Origin of the sequence: Chryseobacterium sp. WX (genome assembly GCF_029542485.1) — a bacterium.
Taxonomy (GTDB): domain Bacteria; phylum Bacteroidota; class Bacteroidia; order Flavobacteriales; family Weeksellaceae; genus Chryseobacterium; species Chryseobacterium cucumeris.
The window spans coordinates 3165825-3186017 of record NZ_CP120710.1 but is presented as its reverse complement, the minus strand read 5'-3'; the positions used below and the strand labels follow the sequence as shown (position 1 = coordinate 3186017).

Sequence of the window (20193 nt, the reverse complement as noted above, 5' to 3'; positions counted from 1 at the left end):
CTCTAAGCATGCAGCCTAAAGCTTATCGCTTTATTAATATTCGTCCTCGTTCCAAAGGAAATCCTCGTCAGTAGGATAGTCACTCCATACCTCTTCGATAGATTCATAAATTTCTCCTTCGTCTTCAATAGCCTGAAGGTTTTCTACTACTTCCATAGGTGCACCAGTTCTGATGGCGTAGTCGATAAGCTCTGCTTTTGTCATTGGCCAAGGTGCGTCACTTAAATATGAAGCTAATTCTAATGTCCAGTACATAATTTTCTAATTTTTTGCAAAAGTATAAAAATAGGTTGTATAATAAACTTTTTTATACTTGATTTTCAATTCTTTTTATAATTTTTTCTTATAAATGGCTGTCACAAACTAACTGGCAGCTATGTCAGCAATTTACTTATTGTCGTTTTCTCAAAAACCATTCCACAAATTTTTTTATGCCATTTTGGAAGTCTGTGGCCGGTTTATACCCTATCAAATCCATTGCTTTTGCAATGTCGGCATTGGTTTTTGTGACATCTCCCGGCTGCAATGGCAGAATTTTTTTGATGGCAGATTTTCCCAGCGTCTTTTCGATTGTAGCCACCATTTCAGACAAAGTGATTACTTGATTTTCGCCCAGATTCACAATTTCATAAATCCCTGAATTGTTTTCAAGATAAAGAATAGACTTGGTAATTCCATCAATGATATCATCTATATAAGTATAGTCTCTGGCCGTATTTCCGTCACCATAGAAAGGAATTTCCTGATTTTCCGAAATGAGCTTTGTAAACTTGTGTATGGCAAGGTCAGGTCTCTGTCTTGGCCCATATACCGTAAAGAATCTGAGCTGGATCATATCTATATGATATAGATTATGGTAAACATGTCCTATAATTTCTCCGCTTTTCTTGGTAGCAGCATAAGGAGAGATAGGATTGTCTACATTATCTGTTTCCGCAAAGGGAATTTTCTCATTGTTTCCATAAACACTTGATGAAGATGCACAAATGAATTTTTTAATATGGAAATCCTTACACAGTTCCCAAAGATTCATAGTACCTCGTACATTCACTTCTTCGTACTCCAGAGGACGTTCAATAGAAGGGCGAACACCGGCAAGTGCAGCAAGATGGACCACCATGTCAATATGATGATTCTTAAAGATGTTTTCAAGACCTTTTAGGTCCCTGATATCCTGCCAATAGAAGGAATATTGGTCTGAATGGGTGAGGGAAACCAAACGCGGAATATCCGTCTCTTTATCTGAGAACTCAAAATCCGAATTTTTACTGATTGACTCCAAAGTATTTTTAATTTTTACCTGATAGTCATAGAAATCATCAAAATTGTCAATGTTTATGACAGAATGTCCATTTCTTAATAATCGTTCAATTAAATGGGAACCGATGAACCCACTACCGCCTGTTACAAGATAAACCATTTGTATTTTTTATGAGCACAAAAATATAAATTTTACTTTTTGAAAAATATAATCATTAAATTTACTTAAAAAAGTAATATAAATATAATATGCAGTTTCAAGGGCAAATTTTAAAGATGACAAGCGTCGATGCTAAGCCAATCCAATACTACCTCAATCTTTCTGGAGATCTGATCCATATGAATGAGCTGTTTGGAAAGGAGTTAAGCATCAAACATACCGGATTTCAATGTGTAAATTGTGGTGAAAATAAATCAATTTACAGAATGGGATTCTGCAAAAACTGTTTTTTTGAAAGCCCTTATGCAAGCGATACCATTATCCGCCCGGAACTATCTACAGCTCATTTGGGGGTTGCAGAGCGAGATCTTGAAGTTGAAAAACAAATTCAGCTGCAGCCACACACTGTTTATCTGGCCTATACAGGAGATGTAAAAGTAGGCGTAACCAGAAATACACAGATTCCTACAAGATGGATTGATCAGGGTGCAACTTTTGCATTACCCATCGCAAGAACGGAAAACCGTTATGAAGCAGGAATGATAGAAGTAGCTTTAAAAGAACATCTGGCAGATAAAACCAATTGGAGAAAGATGCTGCAGGATGATTTTGAAGGAGAAGTAGACCTTGCTGATTTCCGACAAAAGATAAAAGAATATTTTCCTGACGATTTCCAGAAATTTTACAGTGACGGTGAAGAGCTGTGGATGTTTGATTATCCTTTTGAAAAACCGGAGAAAGTTTCATCGTTTACATTAGATAAAAAACCTGAGTTTACAGGAAAGCTTACAGGAATTAAAGGTCAGTATCTTGGATTTGAAGGAGGTAATTTTATCAATGTAAGAGGGCATGAAGGGTATGTAATAGAACTGGAAATAAAGAATTGATCTATATAATAGGAAAGAACCAAATCACAAAATATGAAAAAATGGGTTAAAAGGCTATTAATAACTTTCGGAGTCCTAGCAGGAATTCTTCTTGCTGCGAATTTCGGACTGAATCTATGGCTCAAAACCCAGCTTCCGGAATACATCAAAAAAAATACAAACTATAAAGTTTCTTACAAAACGCTGGATGTTGATCTGGGAACAGGAAATATCTTTGCAACAGGAATTTCAGTTAACAGTAAAGATCCGCAAAATACAGACGTTATTGGTTTGCAGGGAACTATTGATACCTTGAAAATAAGCCGTTTCGGAATTTATGATGCTGTTTTTAATAAAAGAATCAGCTCGTCAGACCTTTTGTTGGCTAAACCCAATTTAAATGTCATTCTTGCCAAACCTGTCGACCGCAAAACCGAAAAGAAAAGAAATCCGGTTTCATTTGAAAATATAAGAATTAACGAAGGTAAAATTGCTGTTTTCAGGCATACAAAGCAGAAATTTCTGTCTGTTCAACAACTGGATCTGTTTGTAGAAAATTTACAGATGACGGAAGAATCCGTAGAAAATAAACTACCCGTTGTTTTTGACAAATACAGCATCAAAGGACAAAAATTCTTTCTTCGTCCAGATGAAACATATGCGGTTACCATCAGCAGTATAAATACAAGTAACGGACAGATGGCTGTTGAGAATTTCAGGCTGACCCCGCTGCTCTCTTTTGCTCAGTTTAAAAAGTTTTATCCTAAGAAGGCTCAATTATTTGAATTTGCAGTTCCCAAAATGGATTTTACGGATGTTATTTTAAACAAAAATAAAGTTTCACTTACGAATGCAGACTTTGAGAATCCTGTTCTGACAGTCTATAATACAGGAGTAAAGACCAAGAAAGCCGAAAAAAAAACAAATTTTGAAGTTGATTTAAAAAATATAAAGCTGAATAATGCCATAGTAAAGATCACAAAAACGGATGGAAATAATCTTCTGTCAGTAGGGAATCTTAGTGTAAATATCAATCAGCTGATGTTTAATAAAGAAACTTCTGAGCAGGTTATTCCGATAGGATATAAAGATTTTACTATAGCCGCAAGGAATATTGAATATTCCAATGCTCAGAATATTACAATACGAAGTCTTGCGCTGAAGCCTGCAAACGGTGAAATCAGGGACGTCATACTGACACCAGGGCATCCTGCAGAGAGAAAAGCAACAGTAGTGTTAAAAACAGATCATATTGCTTTTAATATCAATAAACTGGAATTCGTTGATAAAAAACTGAATGTGGATCTTAAAGATCTTCTCGTAGAAAATGTTAACGGAACTTTTAAAGCAGGTGAAAAAACAACCAATAAATCTGCCGGACCAGGGATTATTAATTCCTTTATCATCAGAAAAACATCCTTAAAAAACTCAAACATTACTTATGATAAAGGAAAACAACCACTGACTTTCCATGATCTTAACGCAACGGTAAATGATATTGAATTATCACCTAGACCTAATCAAAAAGGGCTGTCCTTCAAAGTAAAAGACTATTATATTACCACTAGAAATCTGGCTTATAAAACGCAGTTTTACAATATGAGCCTTGGGCTTATTAAACTGAATAAAAATAAGGTACAGATTAACAATTTTGCCATGAAGCCTCTCGTTTCAAGAGCACAGTTTATCAAAATGATACCCGTTGAAAGAGATCTGTATAATTTAGAAGCCGGACAAATTACTGCAAAAGGAGAGTGGGATCTTTTTTCTCACAACAAAATGGTTAATGCTTCCCAGGTAGACATTGAGTCTGCAAATGCGAATATTTTCAGAAGCAAAATTCCTAAAGATGATCCGAAGATAAAAGCATTATATTCTAAAATGCTGCGTTCCATTAAGATTCCGATGACCATTCATAATCTGGATCTAAAAAACTCTGTCCTGGTCTACGAAGAAGATACTCCTGAAAGTATGGGACCGGGAAAACTGACCTTCAGCAACTTTAATATGAACGTTAAAAACCTGAATTCATCTAAAATTAAAGGAAAGCCAACAAAAGTAGATATTAACATCAATTGTTCTTTCATGAACCTGTCACCACTTTCTGTCAACTGGAACTTTGATGTGGCTGATCAGAATGATAGATTTGCAATTTCAGGGAAAACTTCCAATCTCCCTGCAAGTGGAATCAATCCCTTTATCAGACCTTATCTTCATGTGACCGCTACTGCAGGAACTATTCAGGAAATGCTTTTTAACTTTAAAGGAAACCCTGCCGGATTACACGGAACTTTTAATCTTAAACATAAAGACTTAAAAATTGCCGTATTAAATAAGAATAACCATGAGAAAAAAGGGTTTCTGACTGCAGTAGCCAATATTTTTCTGAAATCAGATTCAGGAAGCTTTCCGGAAGCTGTTACGGTAGAAAATGTAGAACGTGACCCTACAAAGTCTTTCTTTAATCTTTTCTGGAGAGGAATAGAGCAGGGATTGAAGAAAACCCTGATTGGTAAAAATGTTGAAAAAACAGAAAAGAAAGTCAAAGAAGCAGTTTCTTCTGTAAAGGATATGAAACAATCGGTAAAAGAAATAAAACAGGAAATAAAAAATAAAAAAGAAACTCCCCAACCGGAAGCAGAGAAAAAAGAAAAGAAAGGTTTCCTGAATAATGTGTTCAGAAAAAAGGAAAAAACTGAAGAATAATTCTTTAAACCATTAAGACAGATCCTTTTGCGGCCGGTCATAACCACTGTACAGTCTTTAATTGAAAACAACCTTAATGGTTTAAAAAATTAATATGTGATTGAGTTGTTAAAAATTGAATTCATCACTTTCCTGAATAGGGATATCTCTTAAAAACTTATCAAATTCTTCGCCTGGATAATTGCTGTCTGCACCATAGGAATCTATAATCATCCCACGATTTCCTGCATTGTCCTTCACAACATAAAGTACAGCATTATCATCAGGATTGCTGTCTCCCTCGAAGCGATAAGTTTTTAAAATGACCAGTTCAGAGGGTTGATACACCTTGTCAGAGTTTTCAAACTTCATTTCACATTTATCATTCATTCTGAACTCCCTGTGTATTCCTCTTTCAGAGAGTGTTTTCATCACCTGGCTCAAGGTCGTCATTCTGTCTATGTTTTCTGGATTTTCCATAATAATATTTTTATTTTTAAGTACAATAATTAAACCATTGCAAACTTTAAATATAAGAAAAATAGCAGATTGCAATTTTCCTAAAAATAAAGTTGAATGTTAACAAAATTTATAATTAAAAAAAATAAAATAGGTATGCTTTTTGCAATGGTATCAATAATAAATCAGAGAAAATATGAAAAAAGAAGTTGGAGTTTTACTGGCAGGAGGAGTTGGTCTTTTGGCAGTATTGAGTTTAATAAGTATTAAAAAAATTTTGACTAAAAAAGATAAAAAATATAGTGATTCCTATTCGGACTATCACAGACACTTTGATGAAAAAAATAATGATGATGAAACTCATGGAGTAGAATTATTCGCGCTGAAGTAGTAAAAAAATATATTTAATTATGTTTAAATCCAACGCTTTTGAAAGTGTTGGATTTTTTTGTGGAAAACTTTAATGTTAAAACTCATTATTTTATAAAAATTCCATTCTAATTTTACACCGGAATGCAAAACGAAAATTTCATAAAAGGTCAGGGAGCTCAGCGAAACGTTGTCAATCGTTTCGACAGGTATACCTATGAACCAGAAGATGAGGATTTCGAAACCGTAAAGACTTCTTTTACGGAAGTATTTCCCAAAACCATTGTCAATCAGGTCAAAAGTGAAGACCTTCCAATGGAATATTCGATGAACCCTTATCAGGGATGCGAACATGGCTGTTCTTACTGCTTTGCAAGACCTACTCATGAATACTGGGGTTATAGTGCCGGGGTTGATTTTGAAAGAAAAATCATGGTAAAGAAAAATGCCCCTGAGTTGCTGGAGAAATTTTTTCAGAAAAGAGGATACAAAGCTGCCCCGATTCTATTGTCAGGAAATACCGACTGCTATCAGCCGGCCGAAAGACAATTTGAAATTACCAGAAAATTACTGCAACTCTGTCTTGATTACAGACATCCTGTCAATATTTTGACAAAAAATGCACTGGTGCTAAGAGATCTAGATCTTTTAAAACCTATGGCAGAACAGAATCTGGTATCTGTTTCTCTAAGCATTCCAACCATCAACGAAGAACTGAGACGAAAGATGGAGCCGAGAACAAGCTCTGCAAAAAATAAATTAAAAGCAGTTGAAATTCTTTCTGAAAACAATATCCCCGTACATGTAATGGTAGCACCCATTATCCCAGGACTCAATAGTGATGAGCCTTTAAACATATTAAAAGCTATTTCGGATGCAGGTGCTTTAGGATTCGGTTATACCCTTGTAAGACTAAACGATACCGTGGAACCAGTTTTTATAAACTGGATTGAAACCCATTTTCCGGACAGGGCACAAAAAGTTTTAAATCTTATCCGCTCCATGAGAGGAGGAAAACTGGGTGATAAAAGATATTTTGAACGACAGAAAGGAGAAGGGAATATTGCAGAAATGATTCATAGCACCTTTAAGATCGGCAAAAAGAAGTTTTTTGAAGGCAAAGAGTTTCCAAAGCTTTCAACGTCTAACTTTACTGGATCCCGTGATCAGCAGCTACGGTTATTTGATTAAGCTTGCCTTATATATATAATATAAAATAGAGCCTACCTCTTTATTCTTCTTCCCGCACTCTCAAACCCTTTTACTCTCAAACTCTCGAACTTTTTTCAGGAGCTAATTCCTGCTATCCATTTCTACTCCTCGCGCCAGCGCTCTCCTACGCTCCAACCCACCACTCTCCAACCCAAGCTGCGGGGTAACCATTGCTATCAGGGCTAGGGAAGGAGTCGTTAATGATAAGTGGTGAATGATGAATGATGAATGATGAGGTTCGGGTTTCCAGATAGAAAAGGAACATGGGTGTTGAACATTCATATTGCAGAATTCTATGTAAACATATTATTGAGTATAAATCCCTATTCCCATTGTATCATTCCGCAGGAATCCAAATTCTTTACAAGAACGCTTGTAAGTTGGCAGGATAATATCTAAGGTCTTTTAGCAGTTAGTATTAGCCATGTCATGCTGAGCTGAGTCGAAGCATTATAATTAATTACGGGTACAGGAGTTAAATCTTATTACTCTATATTTATATATTAAATATACTCTTCAGTCTTCGTCGAGGAAAGTCAGCTCTCTAGTCTAGTCTCTCTATTATATAATATATACTTTATTTGATCATAGCCACCCCAAACCCCGCATCCCGCACCCCGAATCCTCCTCTCTCCCCTCAAACGCTCAAACTCTCCCACACTCCCACGCTCTCACCCCGATCTTCCAAACAAATGTTTAAAATTTTTCTCTCTGCCTTCCAGCTGATTAGGATAAAAACCTATCCGAATATGAAATTTATGTTAAATAAACTTGTTTTGCGTTGTATGAAGTTACTATCTTTGCCCCACTGAAAAACGAAAGACATTCAGTAGCGCAGAAGCGCCTTTAGATGGGCAGAAACGATATTACTTCCAAAAAGAGACGGACGAAAAAAACTTTAAAACTTTTTGAAAAAAAAGTTGTCAGTTTAAAAAGAGTTTGTATCTTTGCAGTCCCAATTAGAGGGAGCGCAGGAGTAGAGGGATTGAGGTTTTGAGAAGAGTTAAGGTTACTTAAAAAACTTTAAAATTTTCTTCAAAAACATTTGGTCATTAAAAAATAAAGTTTTACTTTTGCACTCGCAAATACGGAGCGACACTGACAGAGAGATTGCTTCGTTGAAAAGCGAAAGATATAAAGATCATTGACATACAATATAACAACCAAGTAAGGAAAAACTAAAGCGTTAAAAACTTTGAGTGAGTCAGACAAACATACAATGGAGAGTTTGATCCTGGCTCAGGATGAACGCTAGCGGGAGGCCTAACACATGCAAGCCGAGCGGTAGAGATCTTTCGGGATCTTGAGAGCGGCGTACGGGTGCGGAACACGTGTGCAACCTGCCTTTATCTGGGGGATAGCCTTTCGAAAGGAAGATTAATACCCCATAATATACTGAATGGCATCATTCGGTATTGAAAACTCCGGTGGATAGAGATGGGCACGCGCAAGATTAGATAGTTGGTGAGGTAACGGCTCACCAAGTCTACGATCTTTAGGGGGCCTGAGAGGGTGATCCCCCACACTGGTACTGAGACACGGACCAGACTCCTACGGGAGGCAGCAGTGAGGAATATTGGACAATGGGTGAGAGCCTGATCCAGCCATCCCGCGTGAAGGACGACGGCCCTATGGGTTGTAAACTTCTTTTGTATAGGGATAAACCTACCCTCGTGAGGGTAGCTGAAGGTACTATACGAATAAGCACCGGCTAACTCCGTGCCAGCAGCCGCGGTAATACGGAGGGTGCAAGCGTTATCCGGATTTATTGGGTTTAAAGGGTCCGTAGGCGGATCTGTAAGTCAGTGGTGAAATCTCACAGCTTAACTGTGAAACTGCCATTGATACTGCAGGTCTTGAGTGTTGTTGAAGTAGCTGGAATAAGTAGTGTAGCGGTGAAATGCATAGATATTACTTAGAACACCAATTGCGAAGGCAGGTTACTAAGCAACAACTGACGCTGATGGACGAAAGCGTGGGGAGCGAACAGGATTAGATACCCTGGTAGTCCACGCCGTAAACGATGCTAACTCGTTTTTGGAATGTAAGTTTCAGAGACTAAGCGAAAGTGATAAGTTAGCCACCTGGGGAGTACGAACGCAAGTTTGAAACTCAAAGGAATTGACGGGGGCCCGCACAAGCGGTGGATTATGTGGTTTAATTCGATGATACGCGAGGAACCTTACCAAGGCTTAAATGGGAAATGACAGGTTTAGAAATAGACTTTTCTTCGGACATTTTTCAAGGTGCTGCATGGTTGTCGTCAGCTCGTGCCGTGAGGTGTTAGGTTAAGTCCTGCAACGAGCGCAACCCCTGTCACTAGTTGCCATCATTAAGTTGGGGACTCTAGTGAGACTGCCTACGCAAGTAGAGAGGAAGGTGGGGATGACGTCAAATCATCACGGCCCTTACGCCTTGGGCCACACACGTAATACAATGGCCGGTACAGAGGGCAGCTACACTGCGAAGTGATGCAAATCTCGAAAGCCGGTCTCAGTTCGGATTGGAGTCTGCAACTCGACTCTATGAAGCTGGAATCGCTAGTAATCGCGCATCAGCCATGGCGCGGTGAATACGTTCCCGGGCCTTGTACACACCGCCCGTCAAGCCATGGAAGTCTGGGGTACCTGAAGTCGGTGACCGTAACAGGAGCTGCCTAGGGTAAAACAGGTAACTAGGGCTAAGTCGTAACAAGGTAGCCGTACCGGAAGGTGCGGCTGGAACATCTCATTTTAGAGCGTCTTAGGACGTTAAACAAAATCAGTATCGTAAGATACAAAATACTTACTTAAAGCATAGCTTTAGTTTTTTGTTTGGTTGATATATAAAAATACAAAACCCACTAGAAATTAGTAAAGGGATTGAGAGAGGCAAAGAAGATAAAAGCAGAGAGAGAAAGACGAAGAAATTAGTCTGTTATCTATCAGTCTATCATCTTTTACGTCTAAAAGACAGTCTCGTAGCTCAGCTGGTTAGAGCGCTACACTGATAATGTAGAGGTCGGCAGTTCGAGCCTGCCCGAGACTACTAATTGAAAGACAGGAAGAGATCAGCTATTAGACATCAGACATTTAGGTCTGAGATCTGGAATCTGATATCTAAAGTCTACTAGAGGGGGAATTAGCTCAGCTGGCTAGAGCGCCTGCCTTGCACGCAGGAGGTCAAGGGTTCGACTCCCTTATTCTCCACAGTTTTGGAAGACTGATTTAAAAGTTACGAATGGAGCCAAAAACAACATTTGTTCATCAGTTTGAAAGAAAGAAATTAAGATCATTGACATTAACGGTAAAGACATCACAAAGAGAAAACCGAGCGCATAAAGCGCTTGAGTAACCAATAGGAAAGAAATCGTTAAGGGCGTATGGCGGATGCCTAGGCTTTCAGAGGCGACGAAGGACGTGGTAAGCTGCGAAAAGCTGCGGGGATTGGCACACACGAATTGATCCGCAGATATCCGAATGGGGCAACCCGGCATATTGAAGATATGTCACCTCGCAAGAGGAGCAAACCCGGAGAACTGAAACATCTAAGTACCCGGAGGAAAAGAAATCGAAGAGATTCCGTAAGTAGTGGCGAGCGAAAGCGGATTAGCCCAAAAGTCTTTTTATGTTTAGAGGAATGTTCTGGAAAGAACAATCATAGAAGGTGATAATCCTGTACTCGAAAGGCATATAGAGATGATAAATGAGTAGGGCGGGACACGTGAAATCCTGTCTGAATATGGGGGGACCATCCTCCAAGGCTAAATACTCCTGAAAGACCGATAGTGAACAAGTACTGTGAAGGAAAGGTGAAAAGCACTTCGAATAGAAGGGTGAAATAGAACCTGAAACCGTACGCCTACAAGCGGTCGGAGCAGCGTAATGCTGTGACGGCGTGCCTTTTGCATAATGAGCCTACGAGTTAATTTTACTAGCGAGGTTAAGGTATTAAGTACCGGAGCCGGAGCGAAAGCGAGTCTGAATAGGGCGCATAGTTAGTAGGATTAGACGCGAAACCTTGTGATCTACCCATGGGCAGGTTGAAGCTCTGGTAACACAGAGTGGAGGACCGAACCGGTTGACGTTGAAAAGTCTTCGGATGACCTGTGGGTAGGGGTGAAAGGCCAATCAAACTGGGAGATAGCTCGTACTCTCCGAAATGCATTTAGGTGCAGCGTCGTATATAAGTTTATTAGAGGTAGAGCTACTGATTGGATGCGGGGGTTTCATCGCCTACCAATTCCTGACAAACTCCGAATGCTAATAAATGTTCTACGGCAGTGAGGGCATGGGTGCTAAGGTCCATGTCCGAGAGGGAAAGAACCCAGACCAACAGCTAAGGTCCCAAAATATATGTTAAGTTGAAGCAACGCGGTTGGACTGCATTGACAGCTAGGATGTTGGCTTGGAAGCAGCCATTCATTTAAAGAGTGCGTAACAGCTCACTAGTCGAGCGGTCCGGCATGGATAATAATCGGGCATAAACATATTACCGAAGCTATGGATTTATATTTTAGATATATCTGGTAGGAGAGCATTCTATTTGCGCCGAAGCAGTACTGTGAGGTATTGTGGAGCGGATAGAAAAGAAAATGTAGGCATAAGTAACGATAAAGCAGGCGAGAAACCTGCTCACCGAAAGACCAAGGCTTCCTCAGCCATGCTAATCAGCTGAGGGTTAGTCGGGACCTAACGCGAACCCGAAAGGGGTAGTGGATGGACAATGGGTTAATATTCCCATACTTGCTCACAATAAAAGGGGACGGTTGGATGTAGCTGCTGGAGACTGACGGAATAGTCAAGGCCTAGCCTTCGGGCGAAGCTGCTGTAGTGTAATCTGATCCAAGAAAAGCCGAAGTGAAGCAACCCGTACCAAAACCGACACAGGTGGTCGAGGAGAGAATCCTAAGGTGCTCGAGTGAGTCGTGGCTAAGGAACTAGGCAAAATAGTCTCGTAACTTCGGAAGAAGAGACGCCAACAGCAATGTTGGCCGCAGTGAAGAGGCCCAGGCGACTGTTTATCAAAAACACAGGACTCTGCTAAATCGAAAGATGCTGTATAGGGTCTGACACCTGCCCGGTGCTGGAAGGTTAAGGAAGGTGCTTAGCGTAAGCGAAGGCATTAACTGAAGCCCCAGTAAACGGCGGCCGTAACTATAACGGTCCTAAGGTAGCGAAATTCCTTGTCGGGTAAGTTCCGACCTGCACGAATGGTGTAACGATCTGGGCACTGTCTCAGCCACGAGCTCGGTGAAATTGTAGTATCGGTGAAGATGCCGATTACCCGCAATGGGACGAAAAGACCCTGTGAACCTTTACTATAACTTCGTATTGACTTTGAGTAAGTAATGTGTAGGATAGGTGGGAGGCTTTGAAGCAGGCACGCTAGTGTTTGTGGAGCCGACGTTGAAATACCACCCTTTACTTACTTGGAGCCTAACTTCTTTTAGAAGGACATTGCGTGGTGGGTAGTTTGACTGGGGTGGTCGCCTCCAAAAGAGTAACGGAGGCTTTCAAAGGTACCCTCAGCACGCTTGGTAACCGTGCGTAGAGTGTAATGGCATAAGGGTGCTTGACTGTGAGACCTACAAGTCGATCAGGTGCGAAAGCAGGACATAGTGATCCGGTGGTTCCGTATGGAAGGGCCATCGCTCATAGGATAAAAGGTACTCCGGGGATAACAGGCTAGTCTCCCCCAAGAGCTCACATCGACGGGGAGGTTCGGCACCTCGATGTCGGCTCGTCACATCCTGGGGCTGGAGAAGGTCCCAAGGGTTGGGCTGTTCGCCCATTAAAGTGGCACGCGAGCTGGGTTCAGAACGTCGTGAGACAGTTCGGTCTCTATCTATTGCGGGCGTTAGATGTTTGAGAGGGCTTGATTCTAGTACGAGAGGACCGAATTGAACAAACCTCTGGTGTATCAGTTGTACCGCCAGGTGCACCGCTGAGTAGCTACGTTTGGAAGAGATAAGCACTGAAAGCATATAAGTGCGAAACTCGCCTCAAGATGAGACATCTTTTAAGGGTCGTTGTAGATGACGACGTTGATAGGCTATAGGTGTAAAGACAGTAATGTCATAGCCAAGTAGTACTAATTACCCGTAGATTTATAGTCTATGGTTACTAATATAAACCAGGTGCTTTATGCGCAGTGAAGGTTTTGTCTTTGTGAAAGTTTTTATCGCTTAAAACAGATGTCAGATATAAGACATCAGATACCAGACCTTGAAGTCTGAAATCTGAAATCTATCCTCTGATATCTTATATACCTTCTTTAGGGTGGTTTTAGCGGTGGGGCTCACCTGTTCCCATTCCGAACACAGAAGTTAAGCCCACCAGCGCCGATGGTACTGCTAACGCGGGAGAGTAGGCCGCCGCCAGTTTTTATTTTATTTTTAAAAACCTTTATCTTTACGATAAAGGTTTTTTTGTTATATACCAACACCAACACTAAACCCACTCAACATACTCTCTAAACTAACTAACACAAAATCCAAACAGAAACACAAGTAGTGAGTAATAGATAGTGAGCAGTGGATAATAGATAATAGATGTTCGTAGTAAGTAGCCCATCTCATCTATCCGTTATTCTTCTTCCTCCAGCTTTAGGCTTCCTGCTTCCAGCCCTCTGTTTTTTATTCTTTATCCAACGATGGGTCTTTACCTTCAATACTATTTATTCTTCCCAGGCTGTCACTCCAAAGAAATCTAAATAAGGTTTTCTTTATTAAAATGCTTCGACTCCGCTCAGCATGACAATGCCAATACTAACTGCTAAAGAATCATGGACATTATCCTGCCATCTTGCATCCTTTAAACCTCTAATAAATAAGTCTGGATTCCTGAGGAATGAAATAATTGGAATAAAGGTGCATCCTTACACTTGCAATTCTGGGATCTAATCGCTGTACCTTGTACCCCGGAAATTAGGATCTCTATCTTTTAAGGCCGTAAATCGCTTATTGTGGTTGAAAGCTGATTCACGTATATAAACGAGATTTAATCCCTCAGAATTCACCTTATTTTAAGTCAAAAGAAATAAAAAAACCGCTTCTCTAAAGAAACGGTTCTTATGGGTTACATTTTGATTGTAATCTTACATATCATTGTTGGTATCCGGGCATTTGAAATCATCGCTGCAGGTTGCACAAACAATGGTTCCATTACAATAGTACATGCAGAAATCTGCTTCAGGAAGGATGGTACCTCCTGAAATGTTTTTTAATTGGTCTTTTTTTAGTTTTTTTAGATTTTTCATATGGTTTTAATTGAAAATTTGTAAGTAAAGTAAAAATAGTTAAAATATTTTTAATTAATAATGTTTATTACATTAAAAATAAAAAATTAATATAACAAACAGCTTTGAGAGCTATAGGATCAATGATTTGTATATAAACATTTGATTGCTAATAAAATAAATGCTATTTTTAAGGTAGCGTTATCCGAAAAGCTTACAGAGTAGGAAAAACTAAAACTATAACTATGAAAAAACTAAAAAAACTTTCAAGAGACGACAAAAGAAGTATTGTTGCGGGTGCCAATTTCCCAGCCTATTGCTTAGAAGGCGGCGGACCGGGAGAAGGCGGCTGTTCTGCAGGACAAATCTGTTCGGGGGGAAAATGTGTTCCTTACGAAAATCCTGGAGGTGGAGAAAATCCTGGAGGCAGTGGAGATACATATACCTGCATCTGTCCGTGGGGTACTTTTACACAATCGACTCCTTGCCCAGAATTTTATTGTATAACAGGATAGGACAAAATTGTATTATTAATTAACTCTCATTATAGTTGGAAAATTATTGATTTTATTCAGTAAATATTGCTAATTTACGCAAGCGTTATCCGAAAAGCTTTCAGAGTAGGAAAAACTAAAACAATAACTATGAAAAATTTAAAGAAAATTGAGAGAAAAGAATTGAAAAGTATTTCAGGAGGAATTGATAAGTGTTACGATCTAAGGGATTCTCCTGATGATCCTTGTCAGGAACTTAATGATCAAAATAACGGTTGTTACAGAATGAATAGCTGCACAATGTTATGTACACGCGTTTCCTGTTTAACTGGGATGTAATATAGTAAAAACGGCTGCCTCAAATAGAGGCAGCCGTTTCTTTTTTATTTTTTAATCAACCCTAGTTCGATCAATCTTTCATGCAGGAATTCTCCGGCAGTAGTATCTTCGTATAGCTTTGGATTGTTTTCATCTACACAATTTTCAAGGGCATTTAAAGACATTGCACTGATAGGATGCATAAAGAAAGGAATTGAATATCTTGAAGTACTCCACATTTCTCTTGGTGGGTTTACCACTCTGTGAATGGTAGATTTCAATTTGTTGTTGGTATGTCTTGAAAGCATATCTCCAACATTGATCATCAATTCATCTGGTTCAGCAATGGCATCAATCCATTCTCCGTTGTGGTTTTGAACCTGAAGGCCTTTACCTTGTGCTCCCATTAGAAGAGTGATAAGATTGATGTCTCCATGAGCTGCTGCTCTTACCGCATCATCTGGCTCTTCAGTGATTGGCGGATAGTGAATAGGTCTTAAAATAGAATTTCCTTCTGCGATTTTGTCATCAAAATAAAATTCATCTAAACCAAGGTGTAATGCTAAGGCTCTTAACACATACTGTCCTGTTTTCTCAAGCATTTGGAATGCTTCTTTACCAACTTCGTTGAATTTTGGAAGTTCATCAACGATTACATTGTCTGGATACTCACTTCTGTATTTTGAATCATCAGACAGATACTGTCCAAAATGCCAAAATTCTTTTAAGTCTCCTTTTTTGAAACCTTTAGCAGTTTCTTTACCGAATCCTACATAACCTCTCTGGCCACCAATTCCTGGAATCTCATACTTTTGTTTCGTTTCCACTGGTTGTTCAAAAAAGTTTTTCACCTCTCCATACAAATCTTCTACTAGGTTGTCATCAAGAAAGTGGCCTTTTAAGGCAACAAAACCAATTTCTTCATAAGCTTTTCCGATTTCATTTACAAATTTCTGTTTGCGTTCCGGGTTGCCCGAAAGGAAATCACGCAGGTCTACACTAGGTATTTTATCCATTTTTAGAAATTTACGAACAGCAAAATTACATTTTTTTTAATTTAAATGATTTTAAAATCATTATTTATAAGTTAAATTTGCTGTATGAAAAAATATTCTTCTAAGAGAAGTATCCAAATACTTGCACATCTTCTTCAGCAGTACGGAATTGCAGATATCGTAATTTCTCCGGGGTCAAGAAATGCTCCTTTGGCCATCCATTTTTCAGAGGTAGATCGTTTCAACTGCTACAGCATTGTAGACGAAAGAAGTGCAGCTTTCGTGGCAATGGGAATGGCAAAAAGTGAAAAGAAGCCTGTAGCGGTTACCTGTACCAGCGGATCAGCAGTAGTTAACTACTATCCCGCGGTTACTGAAGCTTTTTATCAGAATGTGCCCCTTTTGGTACTTACTGCAGACAGGCCGACAGATTTTGTTGATATATTCGATGGTCAAACGATCAGGCAGAAGGATGTTTTTCATCAGCATTCCTATGGTGACTTCCAGCTTTTGGAAGACAGTAAGGAGAATGCAGAAGATATTAATTTCGATATCATTAAAAAAGCTATTGAACTTTGCTTTGAGAAGCAAGGTCCGGTACACATTAATATTCCTCTGGAAGAACCTTTATATGAGCTGGTATCTGAGCTTCCCACTTTCCCAACTGTGGAAAAGACCATCAAACGTAAAGAGTATGAAATACCGTCCAATCTGATTGCAGAATGGCATACTTCGCAAAGAATTATGCTGTTGGTGGGAACAAGAGACTACAGCCCGGAACTGGAAAACCAGCTAACTCAGTTGGTGAAAAATCATTCTGTAGTGGTATTGAGTGAAGCTAATTCAAATCTGCACCATGAGAAGTTCTTCAAACATATAGACCGTTATATTTTCAATTTTACCGAAGAGGATTATAAAACATATGCTCCTGACCTGTTGATTACAGTAGGACAGAATGTGGTTTCCAAAAAAGTAAAGCAATTTCTGAGAAGTGCCCGCCCAAAACAGCACTGGCATCTTGATGAAGTATGGCAGCCTGATACTTATTTCTCACTGACAGAAAAGATAGAGGTGAAGCCGGAAGTTTTCTTTTCAAAACTGCTGAAATTTATCAATCTGGAACCTAGACCTTATTTTAATCTTTGGGACGTTTTAAGAGATAAAAAAGATGCTAAACACGAGCAATTTTTAAATACAATTGATTTCTCTGATTTTTATTTCTTCAATAAAGCATCACAGACAATTCCCGAAAACTATAACATTCACTTCAGTAATTCATCTGGGATCAGATATGCCCAGCTGTTTGATTTCGGAAAGAGAAAGATGTATTGTAACCGAGGAACAAGCGGTATTGATGGATCTACTTCTACAGCAATGGGATTTGCCATCAAAAATGAAAACCCAACTTTATTGATCACAGGGGATCTTAGTTTCTTCTATGATATTAATGGTCTTTGGAACCAATATATTCCACCGTTTGTAAGAATTATGATCTTCAATAATGGTGAAGGTAATATCTTTAAAATCATTCCGGGACCTGGAAATGCCAACCCGAATACATTAGACGAGTTTATTGCTACAAAACACCGCAAGAACGCTGAATCCCTGGCGAAGCATTTCGGATTCTCCTATATCAGAGTAGAGGATGAGCTTACGTTGGACAGAGTGCTTGAGAATTTCTTCAAACCTGATGCACAGCCAAAAATCCTGGAAGTAAATACTCACGGGAAGAATAGTGCAGATGTACTGAAGTCGTATTTTGAGTTTATGAAATAGATTTAAAGATCAAGATATTCTTCACTCCCTGGCAGATTGATAATTCTGTCAATAGGATAGATAAACATATCATCGAAATCATTCAATGCATTAATGATCTGGAAATGGGTGAATTGCTTTACGTTCTGTAAAGTAATCTCCGTTTCTTTGATCTTTTTTTGCTTTAAAAGATGCTGTCTTTGTACTCCGTTCAACAGATAAGTCGAAGGCGTAAACCAATCTTTTCCTTTCAAAAACAAAAGGTTAGAGAAAGATGTATCGGTGATATGATTGTTTTTAACAATGATAATTTCTTCAGCTTTCGCCTTAGCTTTCATTTTATCCAGTTCTTTACGATCCTCGAATTTGAAAGAATAGTCGAAGCTGTTATTTTCTACCAGTTTGAAATCATGTATTTCCGGGATTGCGTATGGAATCATCTGTGTCCTGATTCTTTTATCGAGATCATAGGCAATTCTCAGTTTGAAAAGACCATCCTCATCATGTTGCAGGTTTTTATAGATTTTGGCCAGATCAATAGAGTCTTCCTTCCCGAAATGGGAAAATGTCTGATTGACACGTTTCTGATGTAGATCCAATAGAAAAACCTCCTGATCTTCTACTTTAATGCTTTCAATGAATTGGGACATAGATTTTATTTTTCATTTCCTGATACTCGTCTTCTAATTTACTCATGTGCGTTATACCGCCTCCGCTTTTGAAATAAAGTTGGTCTTCTTCTTTTTCTATAAAGCGTATCATTACACAACTGTCTACGTTTTGGCCGTCAAACCAGCCGCAAACTCCCGTATAATATCCTCTGTCATATCCTTCCGCATCCAGAATTATTTCCAGTGTTTTAGGTTTGGGAGCTCCTAAAATAGAGCCGGCAGGAAGAAGTTTCTGCATAATACTTCCTACTTTTCCTTCATATTCAGGTTTTATCATTCCTGAAATTTCAGAACTCATTGCATATAGATCTTTTTGCTGGGTTTTGATAAAGTCAATATGCTGGAACTGGTCCACCTTTACTTCATCAGCGACCATACTCAGATCATTGCGGAGAAGATCTACTACGGTGTAATGTTCTGCCTTCTCCTTTCTGTCATTCTTCAGAATTTCTGCTGCATTTTCAATAGCTGCGTCAATTGTTCCTTTCATAGGATAGGTGAAAATTTTTCCATCAATGATCTTCACAAAAGTTTCAGGAGAAAAAAATACAAAAAAATCTTTATAAAAAACTTTGTACTTTGCATTTGAGTGGTAAAAAATTTCTTCTAAGGTTAAATTGGTCTCAATTCGTGTTTTTCTAGTATAATTTACTAGGTAAGAGTTTCCCAAACGAATATTTTCCTGAACTTTATTAAAGCCGGCCTGAAAGCTATCCAATGTTTCAGGAAAAGATTTCCATATTACTTTTTTGTCCAGTTTATGTGTCTCCTTTGTGTTTGAAAAGTATTGAAAATCAATAATTAAACCTTCTTTTTCAATTTCATGCTCCTGATAGATTTCAACATTCTCCGAGAGAAAGTCTATGACGAAAAAATAGGGAACCTTCTGAAGAGAAAGTTCGTCCATTTCCATAAATTTTTGATGATTCACTGAAAACATTCTGCAAAAGTACTTATTGATGTTTACTTTTGCATAAATTTTTTTATGATGCAGAATAAATATCCTCAGAAACCGGGAATAGATTTTATATTGAAGCAGGCTTTTTTTTATTGGAATAAAACACTCGTTTTTCAGTTGATGTTTTCCATTGTCTTTTTTGGAATCTTGCTTACAGGAGTGATGCTTTTCGGAGAGAAGTATGATATTTTTTCTTATAATAAAGAATTGCAGGAAGCCTTTATGCAGGGCACTCAGGTTTATCTGAAGAAAATGGAGCAAATAACAGCTACTGAAAATTATCAGATGTTTACATTGGCAATCTGGGCAACCACGGCATTTCTGTATCCTTTAAATCTTGGAATGTTCCAGATCTTCCGTAAGATGGATCTTAAAGAGAATATTGTAATAGGAGATCTTTTTGCAGGGTACAACGGGCTTAATTTTTTTAAGTATGTAGGCTATTTTCTTTTCTGGTTCTTTATTTACAAATTTACCATTCCTACTGTTGTATTGGCTATAATTTGGGTTGCTGTAACCATTTTTGTTGCTCCATTGATGTTCTTTACCAATAAAAGAATTTTTGAAGCCATTTCCTTAAATTTTAAAGCGCTTAAAATGTATTTCGTTGAAATCATGGTGTGTGTGATCGTTGCTTTTCTATTTAAGTACTTAGGTTTTGCTTTGTTTCTGATAGGTGGACTTTTCACTTTTCCTTTTTGGAATGCGATGATTTATTCACTTTATAAAACAGTCTTTTCGGAGAAAAGTTAAAATTCATTCGTGTTTAATGG

General features: G+C 38.6%; 14 protein-coding genes, 2 tRNA genes and 3 rRNA genes. 12 read left to right on the top strand and 7 right to left on the bottom strand.

Annotated elements, in window-relative coordinates; genetic code table 11:
* Positions 1–33: 33 nt before the first annotated feature.
* Both PZ898_RS14310 and PZ898_RS14305 read right to left on the bottom strand, forming a co-directional pair.
* Complete coding sequence (locus PZ898_RS14310) at positions 34–255, bottom strand: DUF2795 domain-containing protein (protein WP_002662059.1); 222 nt, start codon at positions 253–255, stop codon at positions 34–36.
* A 136-nt stretch (positions 256–391) separates the two neighbouring features.
* Positions 392–1420: a GDP-mannose 4,6-dehydratase gene (locus tag PZ898_RS14305; protein ID WP_277693607.1), complete on the bottom strand. Its 1029-nt coding sequence runs from the start codon at positions 1418–1420 to the stop codon at positions 392–394.
* A gap of 89 nt (positions 1421–1509) precedes the next feature.
* Between PZ898_RS14305 and PZ898_RS14300 the strand changes: the two genes are divergently transcribed.
* A complete protein-coding gene (locus tag PZ898_RS14300; protein ID WP_277693606.1) occupies positions 1510–2307 on the top strand; it encodes a DUF2797 domain-containing protein in 798 nt (265 codons plus the stop codon).
* Between the two features lie 33 nt (positions 2308–2340).
* Complete coding sequence (locus PZ898_RS14295) at positions 2341–4992, top strand: hypothetical protein (protein WP_062672604.1); 2652 nt, start codon at positions 2341–2343, stop codon at positions 4990–4992.
* A 108-nt stretch (positions 4993–5100) separates the two neighbouring features.
* Here the strand turns inward: PZ898_RS14295 and PZ898_RS14290 are convergent, their stop codons facing one another.
* The gene (locus PZ898_RS14290; RefSeq protein ID WP_120232247.1) at positions 5101–5451 is read right to left on the bottom strand and encodes a hypothetical protein; all 351 of its coding nucleotides are present in this window, start codon (positions 5449–5451) and stop codon (positions 5101–5103) included.
* Between the two features lie 175 nt (positions 5452–5626).
* Here PZ898_RS14290 and PZ898_RS14285 point away from each other — a divergent pair, with 175 nt between their 5' ends.
* The 7 genes from PZ898_RS14285 to rrf all read left to right on the top strand — a co-directional run bounded on the left by PZ898_RS14285 (position 5627) and on the right by rrf (position 13375).
* Entirely contained in the window at positions 5627–5821 is a 195-nt protein-coding gene (locus tag PZ898_RS14285) for a hypothetical protein (protein ID WP_047426218.1), read from the top strand.
* 122 nt (positions 5822–5943) lie between these two features.
* A complete protein-coding gene (locus tag PZ898_RS14280) occupies positions 5944–6990 on the top strand; it encodes a PA0069 family radical SAM protein (RefSeq protein ID WP_277693605.1) in 1047 nt (348 codons plus the stop codon).
* Positions 6991–8227: 1237 nt separating this feature from the next.
* Positions 8228–9744 (top strand): 16S ribosomal RNA (locus PZ898_RS14275).
* 220 nt (positions 9745–9964) lie between these two features.
* Positions 9965–10038: transfer RNA gene (locus PZ898_RS14270), tRNA-Ile, on the top strand.
* Positions 10039–10125: 87 nt separating this feature from the next.
* A tRNA-Ala gene (locus PZ898_RS14265) sits at positions 10126–10199 on the top strand.
* A 153-nt stretch (positions 10200–10352) separates the two neighbouring features.
* Positions 10353–13107 (top strand): 23S ribosomal RNA (locus PZ898_RS14260).
* A gap of 160 nt (positions 13108–13267) precedes the next feature.
* Positions 13268–13375: ribosomal RNA gene (gene rrf, locus PZ898_RS14255) — 5S ribosomal RNA — on the top strand.
* The 16S, 23S and 5S rRNA genes sit together here with 2 tRNA genes alongside, the layout of an rRNA operon.
* 713 nt (positions 13376–14088) lie before the next feature.
* Here the strand turns inward: rrf and PZ898_RS14250 are convergent.
* Entirely contained in the window at positions 14089–14250 is a 162-nt protein-coding gene (locus tag PZ898_RS14250) for a hypothetical protein (RefSeq protein WP_277693604.1), read from the bottom strand.
* A gap of 224 nt (positions 14251–14474) precedes the next feature.
* Between PZ898_RS14250 and PZ898_RS14245 the strand changes: the two genes are divergently transcribed.
* Positions 14475–14744, top strand: a complete 270-nt coding sequence (locus tag PZ898_RS14245; protein ID WP_120233322.1) for a hypothetical protein — start codon at positions 14475–14477, stop codon at positions 14742–14744.
* Between the two features lie 362 nt (positions 14745–15106).
* Here the strand turns inward: PZ898_RS14245 and PZ898_RS14240 are convergent, their stop codons facing one another.
* Entirely contained in the window at positions 15107–16057 is a 951-nt protein-coding gene (locus tag PZ898_RS14240) for a 2-oxoglutarate and iron-dependent oxygenase domain-containing protein (RefSeq protein WP_062676114.1), read from the bottom strand.
* 84 nt (positions 16058–16141) lie between these two features.
* On the opposite strand from PZ898_RS14240, the gene menD reads away from it, so the two are divergent.
* Positions 16142–17812: a 2-succinyl-5-enolpyruvyl-6-hydroxy-3-cyclohexene-1-carboxylic-acid synthase gene (gene menD, locus PZ898_RS14235; RefSeq protein ID WP_277693603.1), complete on the top strand. Its 1671-nt coding sequence runs from the start codon at positions 16142–16144 to the stop codon at positions 17810–17812.
* A gap of 2 nt (positions 17813–17814) precedes the next feature.
* Here the strand turns inward: menD and PZ898_RS14230 are convergent, their stop codons facing one another.
* Both PZ898_RS14230 and PZ898_RS14225 read right to left on the bottom strand, forming a co-directional pair.
* Positions 17815–18441 carry an aminotransferase class IV gene (locus PZ898_RS14230; RefSeq protein ID WP_277693602.1) on the bottom strand — a complete coding sequence of 209 codons (627 nt, stop codon included), beginning with the start codon at positions 18439–18441 and terminating at the stop codon, positions 17815–17817.
* Positions 18425–19402: an aminodeoxychorismate synthase component I gene (locus tag PZ898_RS14225; protein ID WP_062676111.1), complete on the bottom strand. Its 978-nt coding sequence runs from the start codon at positions 19400–19402 to the stop codon at positions 18425–18427. Before PZ898_RS14225 ends, PZ898_RS14230 begins: the two co-directional genes overlap by 17 nt.
* A 45-nt stretch (positions 19403–19447) precedes the next feature.
* Between PZ898_RS14225 and PZ898_RS14220 the strand changes: the two genes are divergently transcribed.
* Positions 19448–20173, top strand: coding sequence for a hypothetical protein (locus PZ898_RS14220; RefSeq protein ID WP_062676110.1), 726 nt, complete (start codon positions 19448–19450; stop codon positions 20171–20173).
* The last annotated feature ends 20 nt before the right edge of the window (positions 20174–20193 follow it).